Raw genomic sequence first — 15,016 nt, 5'->3', positions numbered from 1 at the left:
CCACTGACAGTGACGACGCCTTTGTCCACCCGGACCCGTCAAGTGCCGGTCGGAATCTGTTAAACGCCTTCAGAACCTTCCCAAAATGATCACCAACTCCCATATAGTGACGGCCAGTTGAGCAACCTGTGTCGCTTCATGCCCAGGAGCGACAGCGAACCTCCCGAACCAGGGCGACCGAGGACCCCGACCGAGGACCCCACTCATGACCGCCCCCACCCATCCCGGCGAACGACCCTCCTTCCGCACCCTCGCGACCGTCCCCCTGCTCACCGCCGTACTGGCCGCCCTCGCGGTGGCCGGCGCGGTCGCCCGGGCACCGGAGGCGGACCGCGTCCCGCTCGCGCTCGGCGCGGGCGGCGGTGCCCTGCTGCTGTGCGCGGTCGTCGCCGTGGCCACCCATGCGGTCCAGACGGCCCGGATCACCCACCGCCGCCTGGAGGCCGTCACCCAGGACACCGGCCGGCTGCTGCAGGACCGGATCCGGCAGAGCGCGGAGTTCGACCAGGAGCGCGTGCGGCTGACCGAGGAGCTGACGCGTGAGCGTGGCCGCTCGGCCGCCGAGCTCGCCCAGGAACGCGCCCGGCTGAACGCCGAGTTCACCCAGGAGCGCACCCGCCTCGCCGCCGAGAACGCCCGCCTGACCGAGACCGCCCGCCGCGCCGACCACGACCGCGCCGCCGCCGTCTCGGCGACCGCCAACGCGGCGGGCCGGATGCAGGCCCTGGCCACCGGCATGCTCGCCGACCTGCGCGCCATGGAGGAGCGGCACGCCGACGAGGACGTCCTCGCCGACCTGCTCCACCTCGACCACCGCACCGCGCAGGCGGGCCGGCTCGCCGACTCGGTGGCCGTCCTCACCGGCGCCCGCTCCGGCCGCCGCTGGGCCCGCCCCATCTCCATGGAGTCGATCCTGCGCGGCGCGATGGGCCGGATCAGCGGCTACCAACGCGTGCGCGTGCACTCCGCCTGCGAGGCCGCCGTCGCCGGACACGCCGCCGAGGGCGTGATGCACGCGCTCGCCGAACTCCTCGACAACGCGGCCAACTTCTCGCCGCCGACCGCCGAGGTGCACGTCTACGTCGAGGAGGTGCCGGCCGGGGTCATCGTGTCCGTCGAGGACAGCGGGCTGGTCATGAGCGAGGTGCAGCTGCGCCGCGCCGAACGCGCCGTGTCCGGCGAGGACGTCGAACTGGGCGGCCTCACCGGCACCCGGCTCGGCCTCGCGGTCGTCGGGCGCCTCGCCCGCAAGTACGGCGTGAAGGTGTCCTTCCGGCCGTCCGCGCGCGGCGGCACCGGCGTCCTGATGCTCGTCCCGCAGGACATCCTCGTCCCCGAGCAGTACGCGCCGCGCCCCCCGGACGGGCTCACCACCCTTCCGGAGACGCCGGCGGCACGCCCCCGGCCGACCGACGGCACACCCCGGGTGCCGGGTGACAGGACGCCCGCGACACCGGCCGAGGGGAGCCCCCACGCGTCGGCCGACGGCATGTCCGGGACACCGGCCGACAGTGACCCGCAGCGGCCGGCCGCCGGGAAGCCCTGGCCGTCCGCCGACGAGCCGGCGCAGGAGTCGTACGGCGACGGTCACGCGCACGTGCCGTACGACGACGACCACCACGTCACCGCAGGGCTCGACCGGGACCCCGTGCCCACCCACGAGTCCCCGGACCGCGGTGCCGGTTCCCTCCCCGCCTCCCTCTCCGCGGGCCTGCCCAAGCGCCGCCGGGGTCACGCCCTCGCCCAGGCCGAGCGGGAACGGGAGCGCGCACGCGCGCGTGCCGTCGAGGCGGACCGCGAACGTGACCGCACGCGTGCGCGTGCCGTCGGTTTTGCCGGGTCCGAGCCGGAACCCGCCCCCGTCTCCCTGGACGACCCGCTGACCCGCGCCGCCCGCTTCAGCAGCTTCCGCCGGGCGGTACGCGGCTCGCTCTCGGACCAGGGCGCACCGGCACCGGACGAGGACGGCGACGCAACCACGCCCGAACCCGCCACAGGCAGCCCGGACCCATCCGTACGCACCCCGGACACCTCAGCCCCCTCCCACCCGCACCCGGAAGGCCACCCCACGTCATGACCGGCACGTCCACCGCCGACGAGAAGCTCACCTGGCTCATCGAGGGCCTCCTCGAGCGCACCCCGGGCACGCGGCACGCGCTCGTGCTGTCCCGGGACGGCCTGAAGCTGTGCCGGACACCCGAGCTCACCGTCGACCAGGCCGACCAGCTCGCCGCGATCGCCGCCGGAATCCAGTCGCTGTCGCACGGCGCCTCGGTGGAGTTCGGGGACGGCAGCGGGGGCGTGCGCTCGGCGATGACCGAGTTCTACGGAGGGGTGCTGTTCATCGTCGAGGCGGGCGACGGCGCCCATCTGGCGGTGGTGACCTCCGAGGACGCCGACGCCGGCCTGGTCGGCCACAACATGACCGAACTCGTGGAGCAGCTCGGCGAACATCTGACCGCGCAGCCCCGCATGTCATGAGCCGCCCCGGCAGGGACGACTCACCCGACCGCCTCTACACCCTCACCGGAGGCCGCGCCCACTCCGCGCCGGACAGCCCCTTCGACCTGGTGACCCTCGTGGTCGCCGAGTCCGACCCGGCGCCCGGCCTGCAGTCGGAGCAGGCGGCGATCCTGCGGCTGACCCAACTCCCCACGGCCGTGGTGGAGTTGGCCGCCGAGCTGAAGCTGCCGGTGAGCATCACCAAGATCCTGCTCGCCGACCTCCTCGCGGCCGGCCGCGTCAGCGCCCGCCACCCGCGCAAGGCCGCCGTCCTCGATCCCGACGTCCTGGAACAGGTGCTCGTTGGACTCCGCAACCTCTGACACAGCCGCCGAGACGCGTGCCCCCCTGGGTGCCTCCGCCGACAACGGCCTGAAGATCGTGGTCGTCGGCGGCTTCGGCGTCGGCAAGACCACCCTGGTCCGCTCGGTCAGCGAGATACGCCCCCTCAACACCGAGGAGACGATGACCCGGGCCGGCGAGACCGTCGACGACATCAGCGAGGTGCGCGACAAGAAGGCCACCACGGTCGCCTTCGACTTCGGCCGCATCACGCTCGACGCCCGCAACGTGCTCTACCTGTTCGGCGCGCCGGGCCAGGAACGCTTCTGGTTCCTGTGGGACCGCCTGTTCTCCGGGACGCTCGGCGCGGTCGTCCTCGTCGACACCCGCCGTATCGACGACTCCTGGTACGCCATCGACCGCCTCGAACACCACGGCACGCCGTTCATCGTGGCCTGCAACGACTTCGGCGGCCCCACCTACGCCCGGCGGCAGATCCGCGAGGCCCTCGACCTCGACCCGCACGTCCCGTTGCTCGACTGCGACGCCCGCTCCCGCGCCTCCGGCAAGCAGGTCCTGATCACCCTGGTCGAACACGTCAAGAACCGGTACGTCGCTCAAGTACCGCCCATTCCCGAGGAGTTGGCGCTGTGACCGCCCCCACCGCCCCCGTCCCGCTCGGCGGGCCCAGGTTCCAGACCGAACCGGCGCGGCTGTACCGGGAGATGCGGCGCGAGCACGGTGCCGTGACGCCGGTCGTGCTCGACGGCGACGTACCGGCCTGGCTGGTGCTCGGCTACCGCGAGCTGCACCAGGTCACCGGCGATCCGGTGCTGTTCAGCCGGGACTCGGACCTGTGGAACCAGTGGGACCGCATCCCCGACGACTGGCCGCTGCTGCCGATGATCGGCCGCAGGCAGCCGTCGATCCTCTACACGGTCGGCGAGCGCCACCGCGAGCGGGCCGCGATGATCAGCGACGCGCTGGAGGCCGTGAACCCCTCCGAACTGCGCGCGTACGCCGAGAGGTTCGCCGACGAACTGATCGACGCGATCTGCTCGCGCGGCGAGACGGACATCGTGGCGGACTACGCCATGCTGCTGCCCGTGCGTGTCCTGGCCCGCCTCTACGGCTTCCGGGACGAGCAGGGGCCCGGCCTGGTGACCGCGCTGAACGACATGATCGACGGCCGGGACCGGGCGATCGCCGGCCAGACCCATCTGGCCTCCTCCATGGTCCGGTTGCTGGCCGACCGGCGGGCCCGGCCCGACGACGACGTCGTGTCGAGGATGCTGGCGAACCGCAGCGGCTTCACCGACGAGGAGATCGCCCAGGACCTGATGGTGATGATGGCGGCGGGTCACCAGCCCACCGCCGACTGGATCGGCAACTCGCTGCGCCTGATGCTGACCGACGACCGCTTCGCAGCCTCCCTGTTCGGCGGCCGCAACAGCGTCGCCGACGCCATGAACGAGGTGCTGTGGGAGGACACGCCCACCCAGAACGTGGCCGGCCGCTGGGCGTCCCGGGACACCCAGCTCGGCGGCCGCCGCATCCGCGCCGGCGACCTGCTGCTGCTCGGTCTGCAGGGCGCCAACTCCGACCCGCAGGTGCGCACCGACGGCTCCGCGCTCACCGGCGGCAACAGCGCGCACTTCTCGTTCGGGCACGGCGAGCACCGGTGCCCGTTCCCCGCGCAGGAGGTCGCCGAGGTCATCGCGCGCACGGGCATCGAGGTCGTACTGGACCGCCTCCCCGACATCGACCTGGCCGTCGGGGCCGAGTCCCTGACGCGTCGGCCCTCGCCGTGGCTCAGAGGGCTGACCGAGCTGCCTGTCCGGTTCACGCCCGTACCCGCCCTCTGACCCTGCGTCACCCCGGCCGGCCTGCCGTTCTGCCGGGGGTCCGGGGGTTGTCCCCCCAGCTGGCGCAGTACCCCGACCCCGGCCCTTGGAGGCACGTCCACATGACCACCCGTATCGCGCTCGACCCCTTCGTCACCGACCTGGACGGCGAGAGCGCGAGGCTGCGCGCGGCGGGCCCGCTGGCCGCCGTGGAACTGCCCGGCGGTGTCCCCGTCTGGGCGGTCACGCACCACGCCGAGGCGAAACAACTCCTCACCGATCCCCGGCTCGTGAAGGACATCGAGGTCTGGGGCGCCTGGCGGCGCGGCGAGATCCCGCCGGACTGGCCGCTGATCGGGCTCGCCAACCCGGGCCGCTCCATGCTCACCGTGGACGGCGCCGACCACCGCCGTATGCGCACGCTGGTCGCGCAGGCGCTCACCCCGCGCCGGGTGGAGCAGATGCGGGAGCGGATCTCCAAGTTCACCGCAGGCCTGCTGGACCGGCTGCCGACCGGCCCCGGCACGGTCGTCGACCTGAAGGCCGACTTCGCCTACCCCCTCCCCATGTACGTCGTCGCCGACCTGATGGGCATCGACGAGGCGAAGCTCCCCCGCCTCAAGGAGCTCTTCGAGAAGTTCTTCTCGACGCAGACCCCGCCCGCCGAGGTCATCGCCACGCTCACCGAACTCGCGGGCATCATGGCCGAGACGGTCGCCGCCAAGCGCGCCGAGCCCGGCGACGACCTGACCTCCGCCCTGATCCTGGCCTCGGAGAACGGCGACCACCTCACCGACGCGGAGATCGTCTCCACGCTCCAGCTGATGGTCGCGGCGGGCCACGAGACGACGATCTCGCTCATCGTCAACGCGGTGGTCAACCTGTCGCTCCACCCCGACCAGCGGGCCCTGGTCCTGTCCGGCGAGGCCGACTGGTCGTCCGTCGTCGAGGAGACCCTCCGCCACTCCACCCCCACCTCGCACGTCCTGATCCGCTTCGCCACCGAGGACGTCCAGGTCGGCGACACAGTCCTCCCGGCAGGTGACGCGCTGATCGTTTCCTACGCCGCGATCGGCCGCGACGAGCAGGCCCACGGCCCGACCGCCGGAGACTTCGACATCACCCGCACCTCGGAGAACCGCCACATCGCCTTCGGCCACGGCCCCCATGTCTGCCCCGGAGCGGCCCTGTCCCGCCTGGAGGCGGCCGTCGCCCTCCCGGCCCTGTACGAGCGCTTCCCGGCCCTGGACCTCGCGGTCCCGGCGAGCGAGCTGCGCAACAAGCCGGTGGTGACGCAGAACGACCTGTTCGAGCTGCCGGTACGGCTCGCCCCTCCCAGCTGATCCCACCCATCCACGGGCCGGAGAAGTCGTCTCATCGAACGGACACGTTTCCGTGCGGTTTCACCGAGGGGATACGCTCCGGCTCGTGGCTGAGATCCAGATTCCCGCTGACATCAAGCCCGCCGACGGACGTTTCGGCGCGGGCCCCTCCAAGGTGCGGACGGAAGCGCTGGACGCGCTGGCCGCCACCGGTACCTCCCTGCTCGGCACCTCCCACCGCCAGGCCCCGGTCAAGAACCTGGTGGGTCAGGTGCGCGAGGGCATCTCCGAACTCTTCCAGCTGCCCGAGGGCTACGAGGTCGTCCTCGGCAACGGCGGCTCCACGGCCTTCTGGGACGTCGCGACCCACGGTCTGATCGAGAACAAGTCGCAGCACCTCACCTTCGGTGAGTTCAGCTCGAAGTTCGCGAAGGCCTCCAAGCTGGCCCCGTGGCTGGCCGAGCCCACCGTGATCACGAGCGACCCCGGCACCCACCCGGAGCCGGCGGCCGAGGCGGGCGTCGACGTCTACGCCTTCACGCACAACGAGACCTCCACCGGTGTCGCCGCCCCCATCAAGCGGGTCGCGGGCGCCGACGAGGGCGCGCTGGTCCTGGTGGACGCGACGAGCGGCGCCGGCGGTCTGCCCGTCGACATCACCGAGACGGACGTCTACTACTTCGCCCCGCAGAAGTCCTTCGCCTCCGACGGCGGCCTGTGGATCGCCGTGTTCTCCCCGGCCGCGATCGAGCGCGCCGAGCGCATCCACGCGTCCGGCCGCCACGTCCCGGAGTTCTTCAGCCTCCCGACGGCGATCGACAACTCCCGCAAGAACCAGACGTACAACACGCCGGCGCTCGCCACGCTCTTCCTGCTGAACCAGCAGCTGGAGTGGATCAACGGCCAGGGCGGCCTCGCCTGGTCCACGGCCCGCACGAAGGACTCCTCGACCCGCCTGTACGGCTGGGCCGAGGACGTGAAGTTCGCGACGCCGTTCGTCACCGACCCGGCCAAGCGCTCCCAGGTCATCGGCACCATCGACTTCACCAACGAGGTCGACGCGGCCGCCGTCGCCAAGGTCCTGCGCGCCAACGGCATCGTCGACACCGAGCCGTACCGCAAGCTCGGCCGCAACCAGCTGCGCGTCGCCATGTTCCCGGCGATCGACCCGGCGGACGTCGAGGCGCTCACCAAGTGCATCGACTACGTGATCGAGAAGCTGTAACCGGTCGTAGCAACTCCCCGCAAAAGCTGCTGGTTTACGCGGAAGGCATGATCAAGGCAAAGCCTTCCGCGTGCCGTTGAGTCCCCGCCGTCGCGCACCCGAGACTGTGTGCCCCATGTGCCCGCATAGGGCCGTGCGACGGAGGGGACTGCGAGGACATGAACAGACCGATACCGGGAACAGCGCAGGTTGCGGTGCGCCACATCCTGAGCGACAGGACGACCGGCGTCCTCACCCGGACCCGCAGGGTCACCTGGCGGGACAGTCAGTACCGGGTGCGTCGGCCGGAGTCCGGCAAGCAGACCGTGGAACTCACCTGCACCGTGTGCGAGGCCTCCCTTCTGGCCGAGGTCCGCACCGAGGCCCGTACCCGCCGGACCGGCGTCGTCCTCCTGGTCCTGGCCGCGCTGTCCGCGATCGTCTTCTTCGTGGCGTTCGGTTACGCCATCCACGAGGGCGGCAAGACCCTCCCCGAGGGCCAGTCGCTCCCGACGCTGTTCTCCGTCAGCGTCGTCTCGATCTTCGTCACGTTCGTCGCCACTCCCGTGCTCTTCGCCCGGGGCCGCCACTACAACGGCGTCAGCATGCTCGACGCCCCCAAACCACGCCGGGCCCACAGAATCCTGCCGTTGCGCGGCTGAACACCGGCATACGGCGACGAGGGCGCCCGGCGGCACCGGGCGCCCCTCCTCACACCGCCGTGCAGGTCACACTCGGCACCCCACCACCTCCCGGCGCGGCCCCGAACCCGAAGCTCACCGAACCGCCCGCCGGGACACTGCCGTTGTGATCGGCGTTCACCGCGGTGACGGTCGCCCCGCTCTGGGTGTACGACGCGTTCCAGATGTTCGTCACCTGCTGCGAGCCGCCGAAGGCCCAGCTCACCTTCCACGAACTGATCGCGCCGGTCCCGGTGTTGGTCACCTTCACCTCGGCGTTGAATCCGCTCCCCCAGTCACTGCTGACGGTGTACGCGGCACTGCACGCGGCGGTGCTCCCGCCGCCGTCGCCACCGCCGCCGTCCCCCGTGCCCGTGCTCGGGAAGAGCGGCGCCTTGACGCTCGCCAGATACCCGTCCTTCACGGTGTCCACGGTCGCCCAGTCGTCCTTCAGGATCCCGCCCGTGTCACCGGAGTTGGGGTTCCAGGACCAGAAGGTCCAGTGGAAGGAGTCCGCGCCGTACGTCGACGTCGGCCGCAGGTAACTCACCAGCGCCGCCAGCCACTTCTGGTCCACCGTCGAGGCCAGCGTCGTACCGAACTCCCCCACCCACACGGGCGCGATGTTCTGCTTGAAGATGTAGCCCCAGTACTTGTCCCAGACGCCCGGCATGTTGTCGGGGAACGTCGGGTCGCTGAACCAGGACTGCTGGGCGACGCTGGTGGCGTAGTCGTGGGCGGAGTAGACGACCCTGTTCGCGACGTCCAACTGCACCGGATACTGGCCGACCCCCATCAGGTTGCCGCCCCACCAGCCGGAGACGCCGTTGAAGGTCTGCACGCCCTCGACGAAGATCAGCAGCTCGGGATTGACCGAGAGCACGGCGTTGCCCGCGCGCTGCGCGGCCAGCCGCCAGTCGGTCGCCGCGTCCCCGCAGCCCCAACAGGCGGGATCGTGCGGCTCGTTGTGCAGATCGATGCCGATGACGGCGTCCTGGCCCTCGTAACGGGCCGCGAGCGCCTTGAGGTCGGCGATCCATGTCGACTCGGGGACCGCCGCCGTGTACCAGAGCGCCGACTGCCCGCCCGAGTCCGGCCGGTGCCGGTCGAGGATGACCTTGAGGCCGTCCTGACCGGCGTACGCCACGATCCTGTCCATGACCTGCAGGGAGTTGAGACCCTGCAGGTCGGCGTTCTTGCCGCTGCTGAAGTCGATGCTGTTGGGCACGGTCGAGGACTTGAGGATGTCGTCGCTGTAGGGCAGCCGGATGGTGTTGTAGCCGAGCGACTTCATCTGGTCGATCATGGACTTGTAGTCGCGGGACCAGAGCCCGTGGACGACGTAGTTGCCGGTCTCGAAGCCGAACCAGTTGATCCCGGCGATGCGCACCGGCTGCCCGGCCTCGTCCAGGATCTGCCGGCCACTGGTATGCCAGTAACCACCACCGGGCGCCTCGGCCGCATCCGCCGTACCGACACCAACACCAACACCAACACCAACACCGGCCAGCGGTAACAGAAGCGCCGCGGCAACAGCACACAGCGCTCTTCGCAGGCTGCGGAATATGTCGCGATCTCCTCTCGGGAGGCGCGGGCCCGGAACAGATGGGAGCGCTCCCATGCCCCGCACGCCTCCCAGGGAACAGATAAGTCATGCTCGCGTCAAGAGAGGAGGGAGGAGAGGAGAGCCGAGGAGCGAGACTGTTGGCGGATCAGGCGGCCGACCACTGCCTGTCGCGGCACTAGTGACGACGCGTCAGACGGCGCAGCCCGAACAGTGCCAGGACCGCGACCGCCACCGCGACGGCGCCGACCTTGATGTTGCCGGCCGAGCCGTCGTCGCCGCCTCCCGAGGCGTCCGAACTGCCGCTTGCCGAGGGGGACTTGGAGCCGCCCGGTGGGTCCTCCGCCTTTACGGGGCTGTCGTCGCCCTCGCTGCCGTACATGAGCTTGGAACCGTCGGCGGAGTAGCTGACGGACTCTCCCTGCCCCTGGAGGGGCACGTCGAGCCGGCCCTTTCGCTTGATCTTCCCGCCGTTCCAGTCGTAGTAGATGCCGCCGAAGTAGCCGCGCACGGCGAGCTGTTCGTCGTCGGGGGAGATGGCGGCGTCGGTGGCCCAGAGGTCGACGGCGGCGACGGGCTTGAAGATGTTCGTGCCGGAGGCGGAGAGCTTGGCCGGGCCCTCGTACAGGTGCCCGCCGTCCTCGTTCTTGTCGATGATGTACGCGCGCCCGGTCTTCGGATCGACGACGAGCGACTCGGCGTTGCGGGCCCCGTCCGAGTACTTCACGACGTACTGCGTGGCCCGGATCGTCTGGTCGACCAGCTTCTTCGGCTCGGGCAGCTGATAGATCCACACATACGGCCACTTGCCGCCGAGGTTGTCGCCGATGTCGCCGACGTAGATCTGGTTGTCGGGGCCGATGGAGATGGCCTCGACGTCGCGGGGCGAGCCGATGCCGCTGAGGGTGACGCGGGCGACCGTCTTCCCGGTGCTGCTGTCGACGGCGTAGAGGTACGGCCCGTCGTCGCTGTCGTTGTGGGTCCAGTAGATGCCGGGGTGCAGGTGGGAGGCGGCGAGGCCGCTGGACTCGGTGATGCGCGAGTCCTTGATGGTGAACCCCTGATCACCCTTGCCGTCGCCGTCGGCGGCGGAGGCGGGCAGGGCGAGGACGCCCACAAGCAGGACTCCGGCGGTGAGAGCGAACGGTCGGCGCATGCCCCCAAGCCTGCCATCCCGGCGGACGGTTCACGGTGAGCGCCCCGAGGCCCCACCGTGGCAGGCCTCACACGCCGACCGCCCCTTTGATCCCTCCCCGATCGCCCATCATGAGCGGATGCTTAGGTTCATGCCGGTCGGCGACTCCATGACGATCGGAAGCGCGGGCGAGCACACATGGCGTTACCGGATGTGGGAGCACCTGCGCGAGACGTACGGCGGCCCGTTCGCCCTCGTCGGCCCGCGCGAGACGCTGCACGACAAGGCGACGGACGCACCGACGTCGTACGAGTACGCCGACCCGGACTTCCCGCGCGCCCACCTGGCCGGCTGGGGCGAGGGCTGGCTGCACATGGCGCCGCTGATCGGCGAGGCGGTGCGGGCGCACCGGGCGGACGTGCTCCTCGTCTCCCTGGGCCTGATCGACCTGGGGTTCTACACCAACGCGGAGCAGACGGCGGAGAACGTGCGCCGGTTCGTGGAAGAGGCGCGGGCGGCCGGGCCGCGCGTACGCATGGTCGTGCTGCCGGTGATCCCGAACGTCCGCGCCGTTGACGACGCCCCCTTCGGGGCCCAGGTGAAGCTCTTCAACGAGCTGCTCGGGAAGGCGGTCGCCGACCTGGACGAGCCGCGCTCCCCGCTGTTGCTGGCCTCGCCTCCGCGGTCGTACGACATCCACCTGGACACGTACGACGGCACGCACCCGAACGCGAGCGGCGAGCACAAGATCGCGGCGGCGTTCGCGGACGCCATGCACCAGGCATGGGACGTGGGCGAGCCCTACGAGGCGTAGTCGTCCCGGAGCCATTCCCCCTACAGGAACTGGCAGTTGGGTGGATGGCGCGGATGTTGTCGTCGCCGAGAGTGCGGCGGACGAGGTGTGCGAGGTGTGCGTGGTCGTCCGGCATGCGCGTCCCTCCGCGTGTCCTGGTCACCGTGCGTATCGTTGTACTGCGCGGCTGTGCTCGTCCATGAGGCAGCCGGGGAGGAGCGCCACGATGACCGTCCTTGAAGACAGGATCGCGATGGCCGAGAGCGACAACACGAGCACGCTGGACGAGATGTTCGAGCGGCTCGAGAAGATGCCCGTCCCCGAGGGATACAAGGTCGAGATCGTCGAGGGGACCGTCTTCATGTCGCCGCAGCGGGACACCCGCTGGGAGATCATCCTGGACATCGTCGAGCAGTTGCGGACCAAGTACCCCCGGAAGCGCTTGAAGTCCGACGTCCGTATCGACTACCCGGGTCATCTCAACGGATTCGCGACCGACGTGACGGCGATGGCCGAGAGCGCCGCCAAGACGCAGGAAGGGCGCTGGCGCTTCGAGGACGTCGAGTTCGTCGCCGAGGTGATCTCCAAGGGCACCGCCGCCAACGACTACGGCCCGAAGAAGACCGCCTACGCCCTCGCCGAGGTCTCCGTCTACGTCATCGCCGACCCATACCAGGGGCGCTGCCACATCTACACCCACCCCAAGGGCGACGACTACGCGACCGAAACGAAGGTCGCGTTCGGGGACGACCTGGACCTCACCGGCACCGTGATCGGCCTCACCCTCAAAACCGACGAGTTCCCCCGCGACTGATGCCGCCCCTCAGAACCCCACGTCGGCCGGCCGATACGTCGGCGTCCGGCGCACCCGGCTCGCCCGCTCGTACGCGTACGCCAGCCGCAGCAGTGTCGGCTCGCTCCACGCCGTGCCCATGAAGGTCAGGCCGACCGGCAGGCCGAAGGCGAAGCCCGCCGGGACGCTGATGGCGGGGTAGCCGGCGAGGGCGGCGGGTGTGGAGGCGCCGCCGCCGTAGGTGTCCCCGCGGATCAGGTCGATCTTGGCCGGAGGGCCGGTGGTCGGCATGACCAACGCGTCCAGCCGGTGCCGACGCAGCACCGCGTCGATGCCCTCCGCGCGCGACAGCCGGTGGTTGGTCGCCAGCGCCTCGCGGTACTCGCGCTCGGTGAAGTCCAGCCGCTGCACCGCCTCCAGCCCGTCCTGCCGGACATAGCGCAGCTCGCGGTCGGCGTGCGCGCGGTTGAACTCGATCAACTCCGCCAGGCTGCGCGGGTGGTCGCCGGGGCCGGCGGCCAGATAGGCGTTCAGCGCCCGCTTGAACTCGTACGCCTGGACGACCATCGAGCTGGGCAGGTCTTCCAGCTGTTCCGCCGTCGGGATGTCGGCCGGGTCGACGACGGTCGCACCGGCCTCGCGCATCGCGCCGATCGCCCGTTCCGCGATCGCGTCGGCGTGGACGTCGTAGCCGAAGTAGACGTTGCGCGGTACGCCGATGCGTGCGCCGCGCAACCCGTCGGCGTCGAGGAAGCGGGTGTAGTCACGGTGGAAGCGGCCGCGGCTCGCCCCGGTCGCGGGATCGCGCTCGTCGACACCCACGAGGGTGCCCAGCAGGATCGCGGCGTCACGGACCGTACGGGCGAGCGGACCGACGCTGTCCTGACTCGGCACACCGGGGATCACACCTCCTCGCCCGACCAGTCCGACGGTCGGCTTGACCCCGACGACACAGTTCGCGGAGGCCGGGTCGATGATCGAGCCGTTCGTCTCGGTGCCGATCCCGGCGACGCACAGGTTGGCCGCGACGGCGGCCCCCGTGCCGGAGCTGGACTCGTTCGGCGACCGGTCCAGCTTGTACGGGTTGCGGGTCTGGCCCCCGCGCGCACTCCACCCGGCATGGTGGGTGATCGACATGCCACCCGCCCACTCGCTCAGATTGGTCTTGCCGAGGATCACGGCACCGGCGGCGCGCAGCCGGGCGGCGACGGTGGCGTCCTTCGCAGGCCGAAGCCCCTCCAGGGCGAGCGATCCGGCCGTCGTGTGCATCCGGTCCCCGGTCTCCACCAGGTCCTTCAACAGGACGGGCAGGCCGTGCAACGGCCCCCGCGGACGCCGCTCGCCGTCCAGCCGCCGAGCCTCGCGCAGGGCGTCGGGATTGACCTCGATCACCGAGTGCAGGAGCGGGTCGATGCGCTCGATCCGCTCCAGGTAGTAACGGGTCAGGCGTACGGCGTCGAGCCGCCCGTCGGCCATCCGGCTGCGCAACTCCGCGATACCGAGCTCGTCGAGCTCTCCGGGGGCGGCGGCGTGAGCCTGTTCCTGGGCCTGAGCCGGGGCCGGTCCGAGCCATGGCGTGGCCGCCGCCGCGGTGCCGAGCGCGAGCACGCTGCGGCGGGTGGTGTGATTCCGCTCCGTGTCCTCCATGTACATCGACGCTAGAGCCGCAAGCGCCGTAACTCGCCCCGGCTGCCCCCCTGTTCAGCCCGGGTGACAACCCCAGTCCGGCACCGGGGGACAGCCTGAAATTCCGCTGCGGCGACACGAAACCGACTGACAGAATTCCGTCGCATGGCGATCATCCACCACACCACCCTCAAGCCCACCAAGCTGGAACTGCTCACCACCTGGCTGCCCACCCGCCCGTGGTACGTCGGCGCGGGCGCACCGGAGTTGACCAAAGCCGGCGGGTTCCGGCTGGACGACCCGGAGGGCGAGGTCGGGATCGAGTTCATGGTGGCCGTCGACACGTCCGGCCCCGAGCCCACCGCCTATCTGGTCCCCCTCACCTACCGGGCCGCCCCGCTGACCGGCGCGGAACACGCCCTCGTCGGCACCATGGAGCACGGCGTACTGGGCCCGCGCTGGGCCTACGACGGTTGCCACGACCCGGTGCTCCACGCCGAACTCCTGGCCCTGGTCGAGGGCCGCGCCCAGGCCATGGCCCAGAGCATCACGGACACCCCCGACCGAGAGGTCGCCCGCTCCTACACCGGTGACTCCCCCACGATCGAGGGCCCGCTCTCCACGGCCAGGGACACCGCCAAGGGCACCGAACTCCGCACGGGGGACGGCAAGTTGGTGCACCTGCACCGCGTCCTGCACCCCACGCCACTCCCGCCGGAGGGAGTGCTCGGCCACGTCACCGGCGCCTGGCAGACACCGGACGACACCCGCACCCGGGCCGTGTTCGTCACTCTGCACCCCGCCCCTGGCACCTGACCGGCCCGGGCCGACAGCAGGCGGCCACCCTCTCCACGACCTCCTCCAACAACGCCCCCGCCACGAACAGCACCCGTTCCGACGGCACCGACCGCCACCCCAACGGCCACGTCTCCCCACTCAGCGCCGGCACCCCCACGTACGCCAGCAGGCCGTCACCGCGCGTCAACGTCCGTACCCCTGGCGGCCATCGGAGATCCGACGCGGTTTGCGGAGGCAACAGGAAGTACAGGTACCGCTCGCCGGTGAACTCCCGGACGATCGGCCCGGCGTCGAAGTCCGTGCACAACATCAGCTCGGTGGCGACGCGTTCACCCAGCTCACCCTTCATCCGTACGGCGTCGAAGTGGATGCCGGCGTGCCGGAGGGAGTGACCGGTGGCGGGGATCCAGGTCGGGATCCAGGGGGCGGCGATTCTCTCGTTCATGACGCAAATGCTTCCGGGTGCTCACATA

General features: G+C 70.8%; 15 protein-coding genes. 11 read left to right on the top strand and 4 right to left on the bottom strand.

Annotated features, from left to right (window positions below):
- Window positions 1-205 precede the first annotated feature (205 nt).
- From OG303_RS27810 to OG303_RS27775, 8 genes are all read left to right on the top strand, one after another.
- Window positions 206-2,077 (top strand): ATP-binding protein, encoded by a 1,872-nt coding sequence (locus tag OG303_RS27810; protein WP_405871713.1) that lies wholly within the window; start codon window positions 206-208, stop codon window positions 2,075-2,077.
- Window positions 2,074-2,481 (top strand): roadblock/LC7 domain-containing protein, encoded by a 408-nt coding sequence (locus OG303_RS27805; protein WP_405871712.1) that lies wholly within the window; start codon window positions 2,074-2,076, stop codon window positions 2,479-2,481. Before OG303_RS27810 ends, OG303_RS27805 begins: the two co-directional genes overlap by 4 nt.
- A complete protein-coding gene (locus tag OG303_RS27800) occupies window positions 2,478-2,825 on the top strand; it encodes a DUF742 domain-containing protein (protein WP_405871710.1) in 348 nt (115 codons plus the stop codon). The genes OG303_RS27805 and OG303_RS27800 overlap by 4 nt, the downstream gene beginning before the upstream one ends.
- On the top strand, window positions 2,806-3,438 hold the full coding sequence (locus OG303_RS27795; RefSeq protein WP_405871708.1) for a GTP-binding protein: 633 nt from the start codon (window positions 2,806-2,808) through the stop codon (window positions 3,436-3,438). Before OG303_RS27800 ends, OG303_RS27795 begins: the two co-directional genes overlap by 20 nt.
- On the top strand, window positions 3,435-4,649 hold the full coding sequence (locus tag OG303_RS27790) for a cytochrome P450 (RefSeq protein ID WP_405871707.1): 1,215 nt from the start codon (window positions 3,435-3,437) through the stop codon (window positions 4,647-4,649). Before OG303_RS27795 ends, OG303_RS27790 begins: the two co-directional genes overlap by 4 nt.
- Before the next feature lie 101 nt (window positions 4,650-4,750).
- Window positions 4,751-5,971 (top strand): cytochrome P450, encoded by a 1,221-nt coding sequence (locus OG303_RS27785; protein WP_405871706.1) that lies wholly within the window; start codon window positions 4,751-4,753, stop codon window positions 5,969-5,971.
- Window positions 5,972-6,056: 85 nt separating this feature from the next.
- The gene (gene serC, locus OG303_RS27780) at window positions 6,057-7,175 is read left to right on the top strand and encodes a phosphoserine transaminase (RefSeq protein WP_405871705.1); all 1,119 of its coding nucleotides are present in this window, start codon (window positions 6,057-6,059) and stop codon (window positions 7,173-7,175) included.
- A 158-nt stretch (window positions 7,176-7,333) separates the two neighbouring features.
- Window positions 7,334-7,816, top strand: coding sequence for a hypothetical protein (locus OG303_RS27775; RefSeq protein WP_405871703.1), 483 nt, complete (start codon window positions 7,334-7,336; stop codon window positions 7,814-7,816).
- A 49-nt stretch (window positions 7,817-7,865) separates the two neighbouring features.
- Here the strand turns inward: OG303_RS27775 and OG303_RS27770 are convergent, their stop codons facing one another.
- Together OG303_RS27770 and OG303_RS27765 are read right to left on the bottom strand one after the other, a co-directional pair.
- Window positions 7,866-9,401: a cellulase family glycosylhydrolase gene (locus OG303_RS27770; RefSeq protein ID WP_405877510.1), complete on the bottom strand. Its 1,536-nt coding sequence runs from the start codon at window positions 9,399-9,401 to the stop codon at window positions 7,866-7,868.
- A gap of 175 nt (window positions 9,402-9,576) precedes the next feature.
- Window positions 9,577-10,554: a WD40 repeat domain-containing protein gene (locus tag OG303_RS27765; RefSeq protein WP_405871702.1), complete on the bottom strand. Its 978-nt coding sequence runs from the start codon at window positions 10,552-10,554 to the stop codon at window positions 9,577-9,579.
- Between the two features lie 118 nt (window positions 10,555-10,672).
- Between OG303_RS27765 and OG303_RS27760 the strand changes: the two genes are divergently transcribed.
- Entirely contained in the window at window positions 10,673-11,347 is a 675-nt protein-coding gene (locus OG303_RS27760; protein WP_405871701.1) for an SGNH/GDSL hydrolase family protein, read from the top strand.
- Between the two features lie 205 nt (window positions 11,348-11,552).
- Window positions 11,553-12,140 (top strand): Uma2 family endonuclease, encoded by a 588-nt coding sequence (locus OG303_RS27755; RefSeq protein ID WP_405871699.1) that lies wholly within the window; start codon window positions 11,553-11,555, stop codon window positions 12,138-12,140.
- Window positions 12,141-12,149: 9 nt separating this feature from the next.
- Here the strand turns inward: OG303_RS27755 and OG303_RS27750 are convergent, their stop codons facing one another.
- The gene (locus OG303_RS27750) at window positions 12,150-13,766 is read right to left on the bottom strand and encodes an amidase (protein ID WP_405871697.1); all 1,617 of its coding nucleotides are present in this window, start codon (window positions 13,764-13,766) and stop codon (window positions 12,150-12,152) included.
- A 144-nt stretch (window positions 13,767-13,910) separates the two neighbouring features.
- Between OG303_RS27750 and OG303_RS27745 the strand changes: the two genes are divergently transcribed.
- A complete protein-coding gene (locus OG303_RS27745) occupies window positions 13,911-14,561 on the top strand; it encodes a maltokinase N-terminal cap-like domain-containing protein (protein WP_405871695.1) in 651 nt (216 codons plus the stop codon).
- Here the strand turns inward: OG303_RS27745 and OG303_RS27740 are convergent.
- Window positions 14,533-14,988 carry a hypothetical protein gene (locus OG303_RS27740; protein WP_405871694.1) on the bottom strand — a complete coding sequence of 152 codons (456 nt, stop codon included), beginning with the start codon at window positions 14,986-14,988 and terminating at the stop codon, window positions 14,533-14,535. The genes OG303_RS27745 and OG303_RS27740 overlap by 29 nt on opposite strands.
- Window positions 14,989-15,016 lie beyond the last annotated feature (28 nt).

Origin of the sequence: Streptomyces sp. NBC_00005, from assembly GCF_045160215.1 — a bacterium.
Taxonomy (GTDB): Bacteria; Actinomycetota; Actinomycetes; order Streptomycetales; family Streptomycetaceae; genus Streptomyces.
Note: the sequence above shows the minus strand (reverse complement) of the source record. Positions and strands in the feature narration are given on the sequence as shown.

Excerpts from the sequence above, each read along its gene's own strand:
- OG303_RS27745 (WP_405871695.1), top strand. The coding sequence starts at position 13,911 with ATGGCGATCATCCACCACACCACCCTCAAGCCCACCAAGCTGGAACTG.
- OG303_RS27760 (WP_405871701.1), top strand. The coding sequence starts at position 10,673 with ATGCTTAGGTTCATGCCGGTCGGCGACTCCATGACGATCGGAAGCGCG.
- OG303_RS27750 (WP_405871697.1), bottom strand. The coding sequence starts at position 13,766 with ATGGAGGACACGGAGCGGAATCACACCACCCGCCGCAGCGTGCTCGCG.
- OG303_RS27800 (WP_405871710.1), top strand. The coding sequence starts at position 2,478 with ATGAGCCGCCCCGGCAGGGACGACTCACCCGACCGCCTCTACACCCTC.
- OG303_RS27785 (WP_405871706.1), top strand. The coding sequence starts at position 4,751 with ATGACCACCCGTATCGCGCTCGACCCCTTCGTCACCGACCTGGACGGC.
- OG303_RS27755 (WP_405871699.1), top strand. The coding sequence starts at position 11,553 with ATGACCGTCCTTGAAGACAGGATCGCGATGGCCGAGAGCGACAACACG.
- OG303_RS27775 (WP_405871703.1), top strand. The coding sequence starts at position 7,334 with ATGAACAGACCGATACCGGGAACAGCGCAGGTTGCGGTGCGCCACATC.
- OG303_RS27740 (WP_405871694.1), bottom strand. The coding sequence starts at position 14,988 with ATGAACGAGAGAATCGCCGCCCCCTGGATCCCGACCTGGATCCCCGCC.
- OG303_RS27805 (WP_405871712.1), top strand. The coding sequence starts at position 2,074 with ATGACCGGCACGTCCACCGCCGACGAGAAGCTCACCTGGCTCATCGAG.
- OG303_RS27765 (WP_405871702.1), bottom strand. The coding sequence starts at position 10,554 with ATGCGCCGACCGTTCGCTCTCACCGCCGGAGTCCTGCTTGTGGGCGTC.
- OG303_RS27810 (WP_405871713.1), top strand. The coding sequence starts at position 206 with ATGACCGCCCCCACCCATCCCGGCGAACGACCCTCCTTCCGCACCCTC.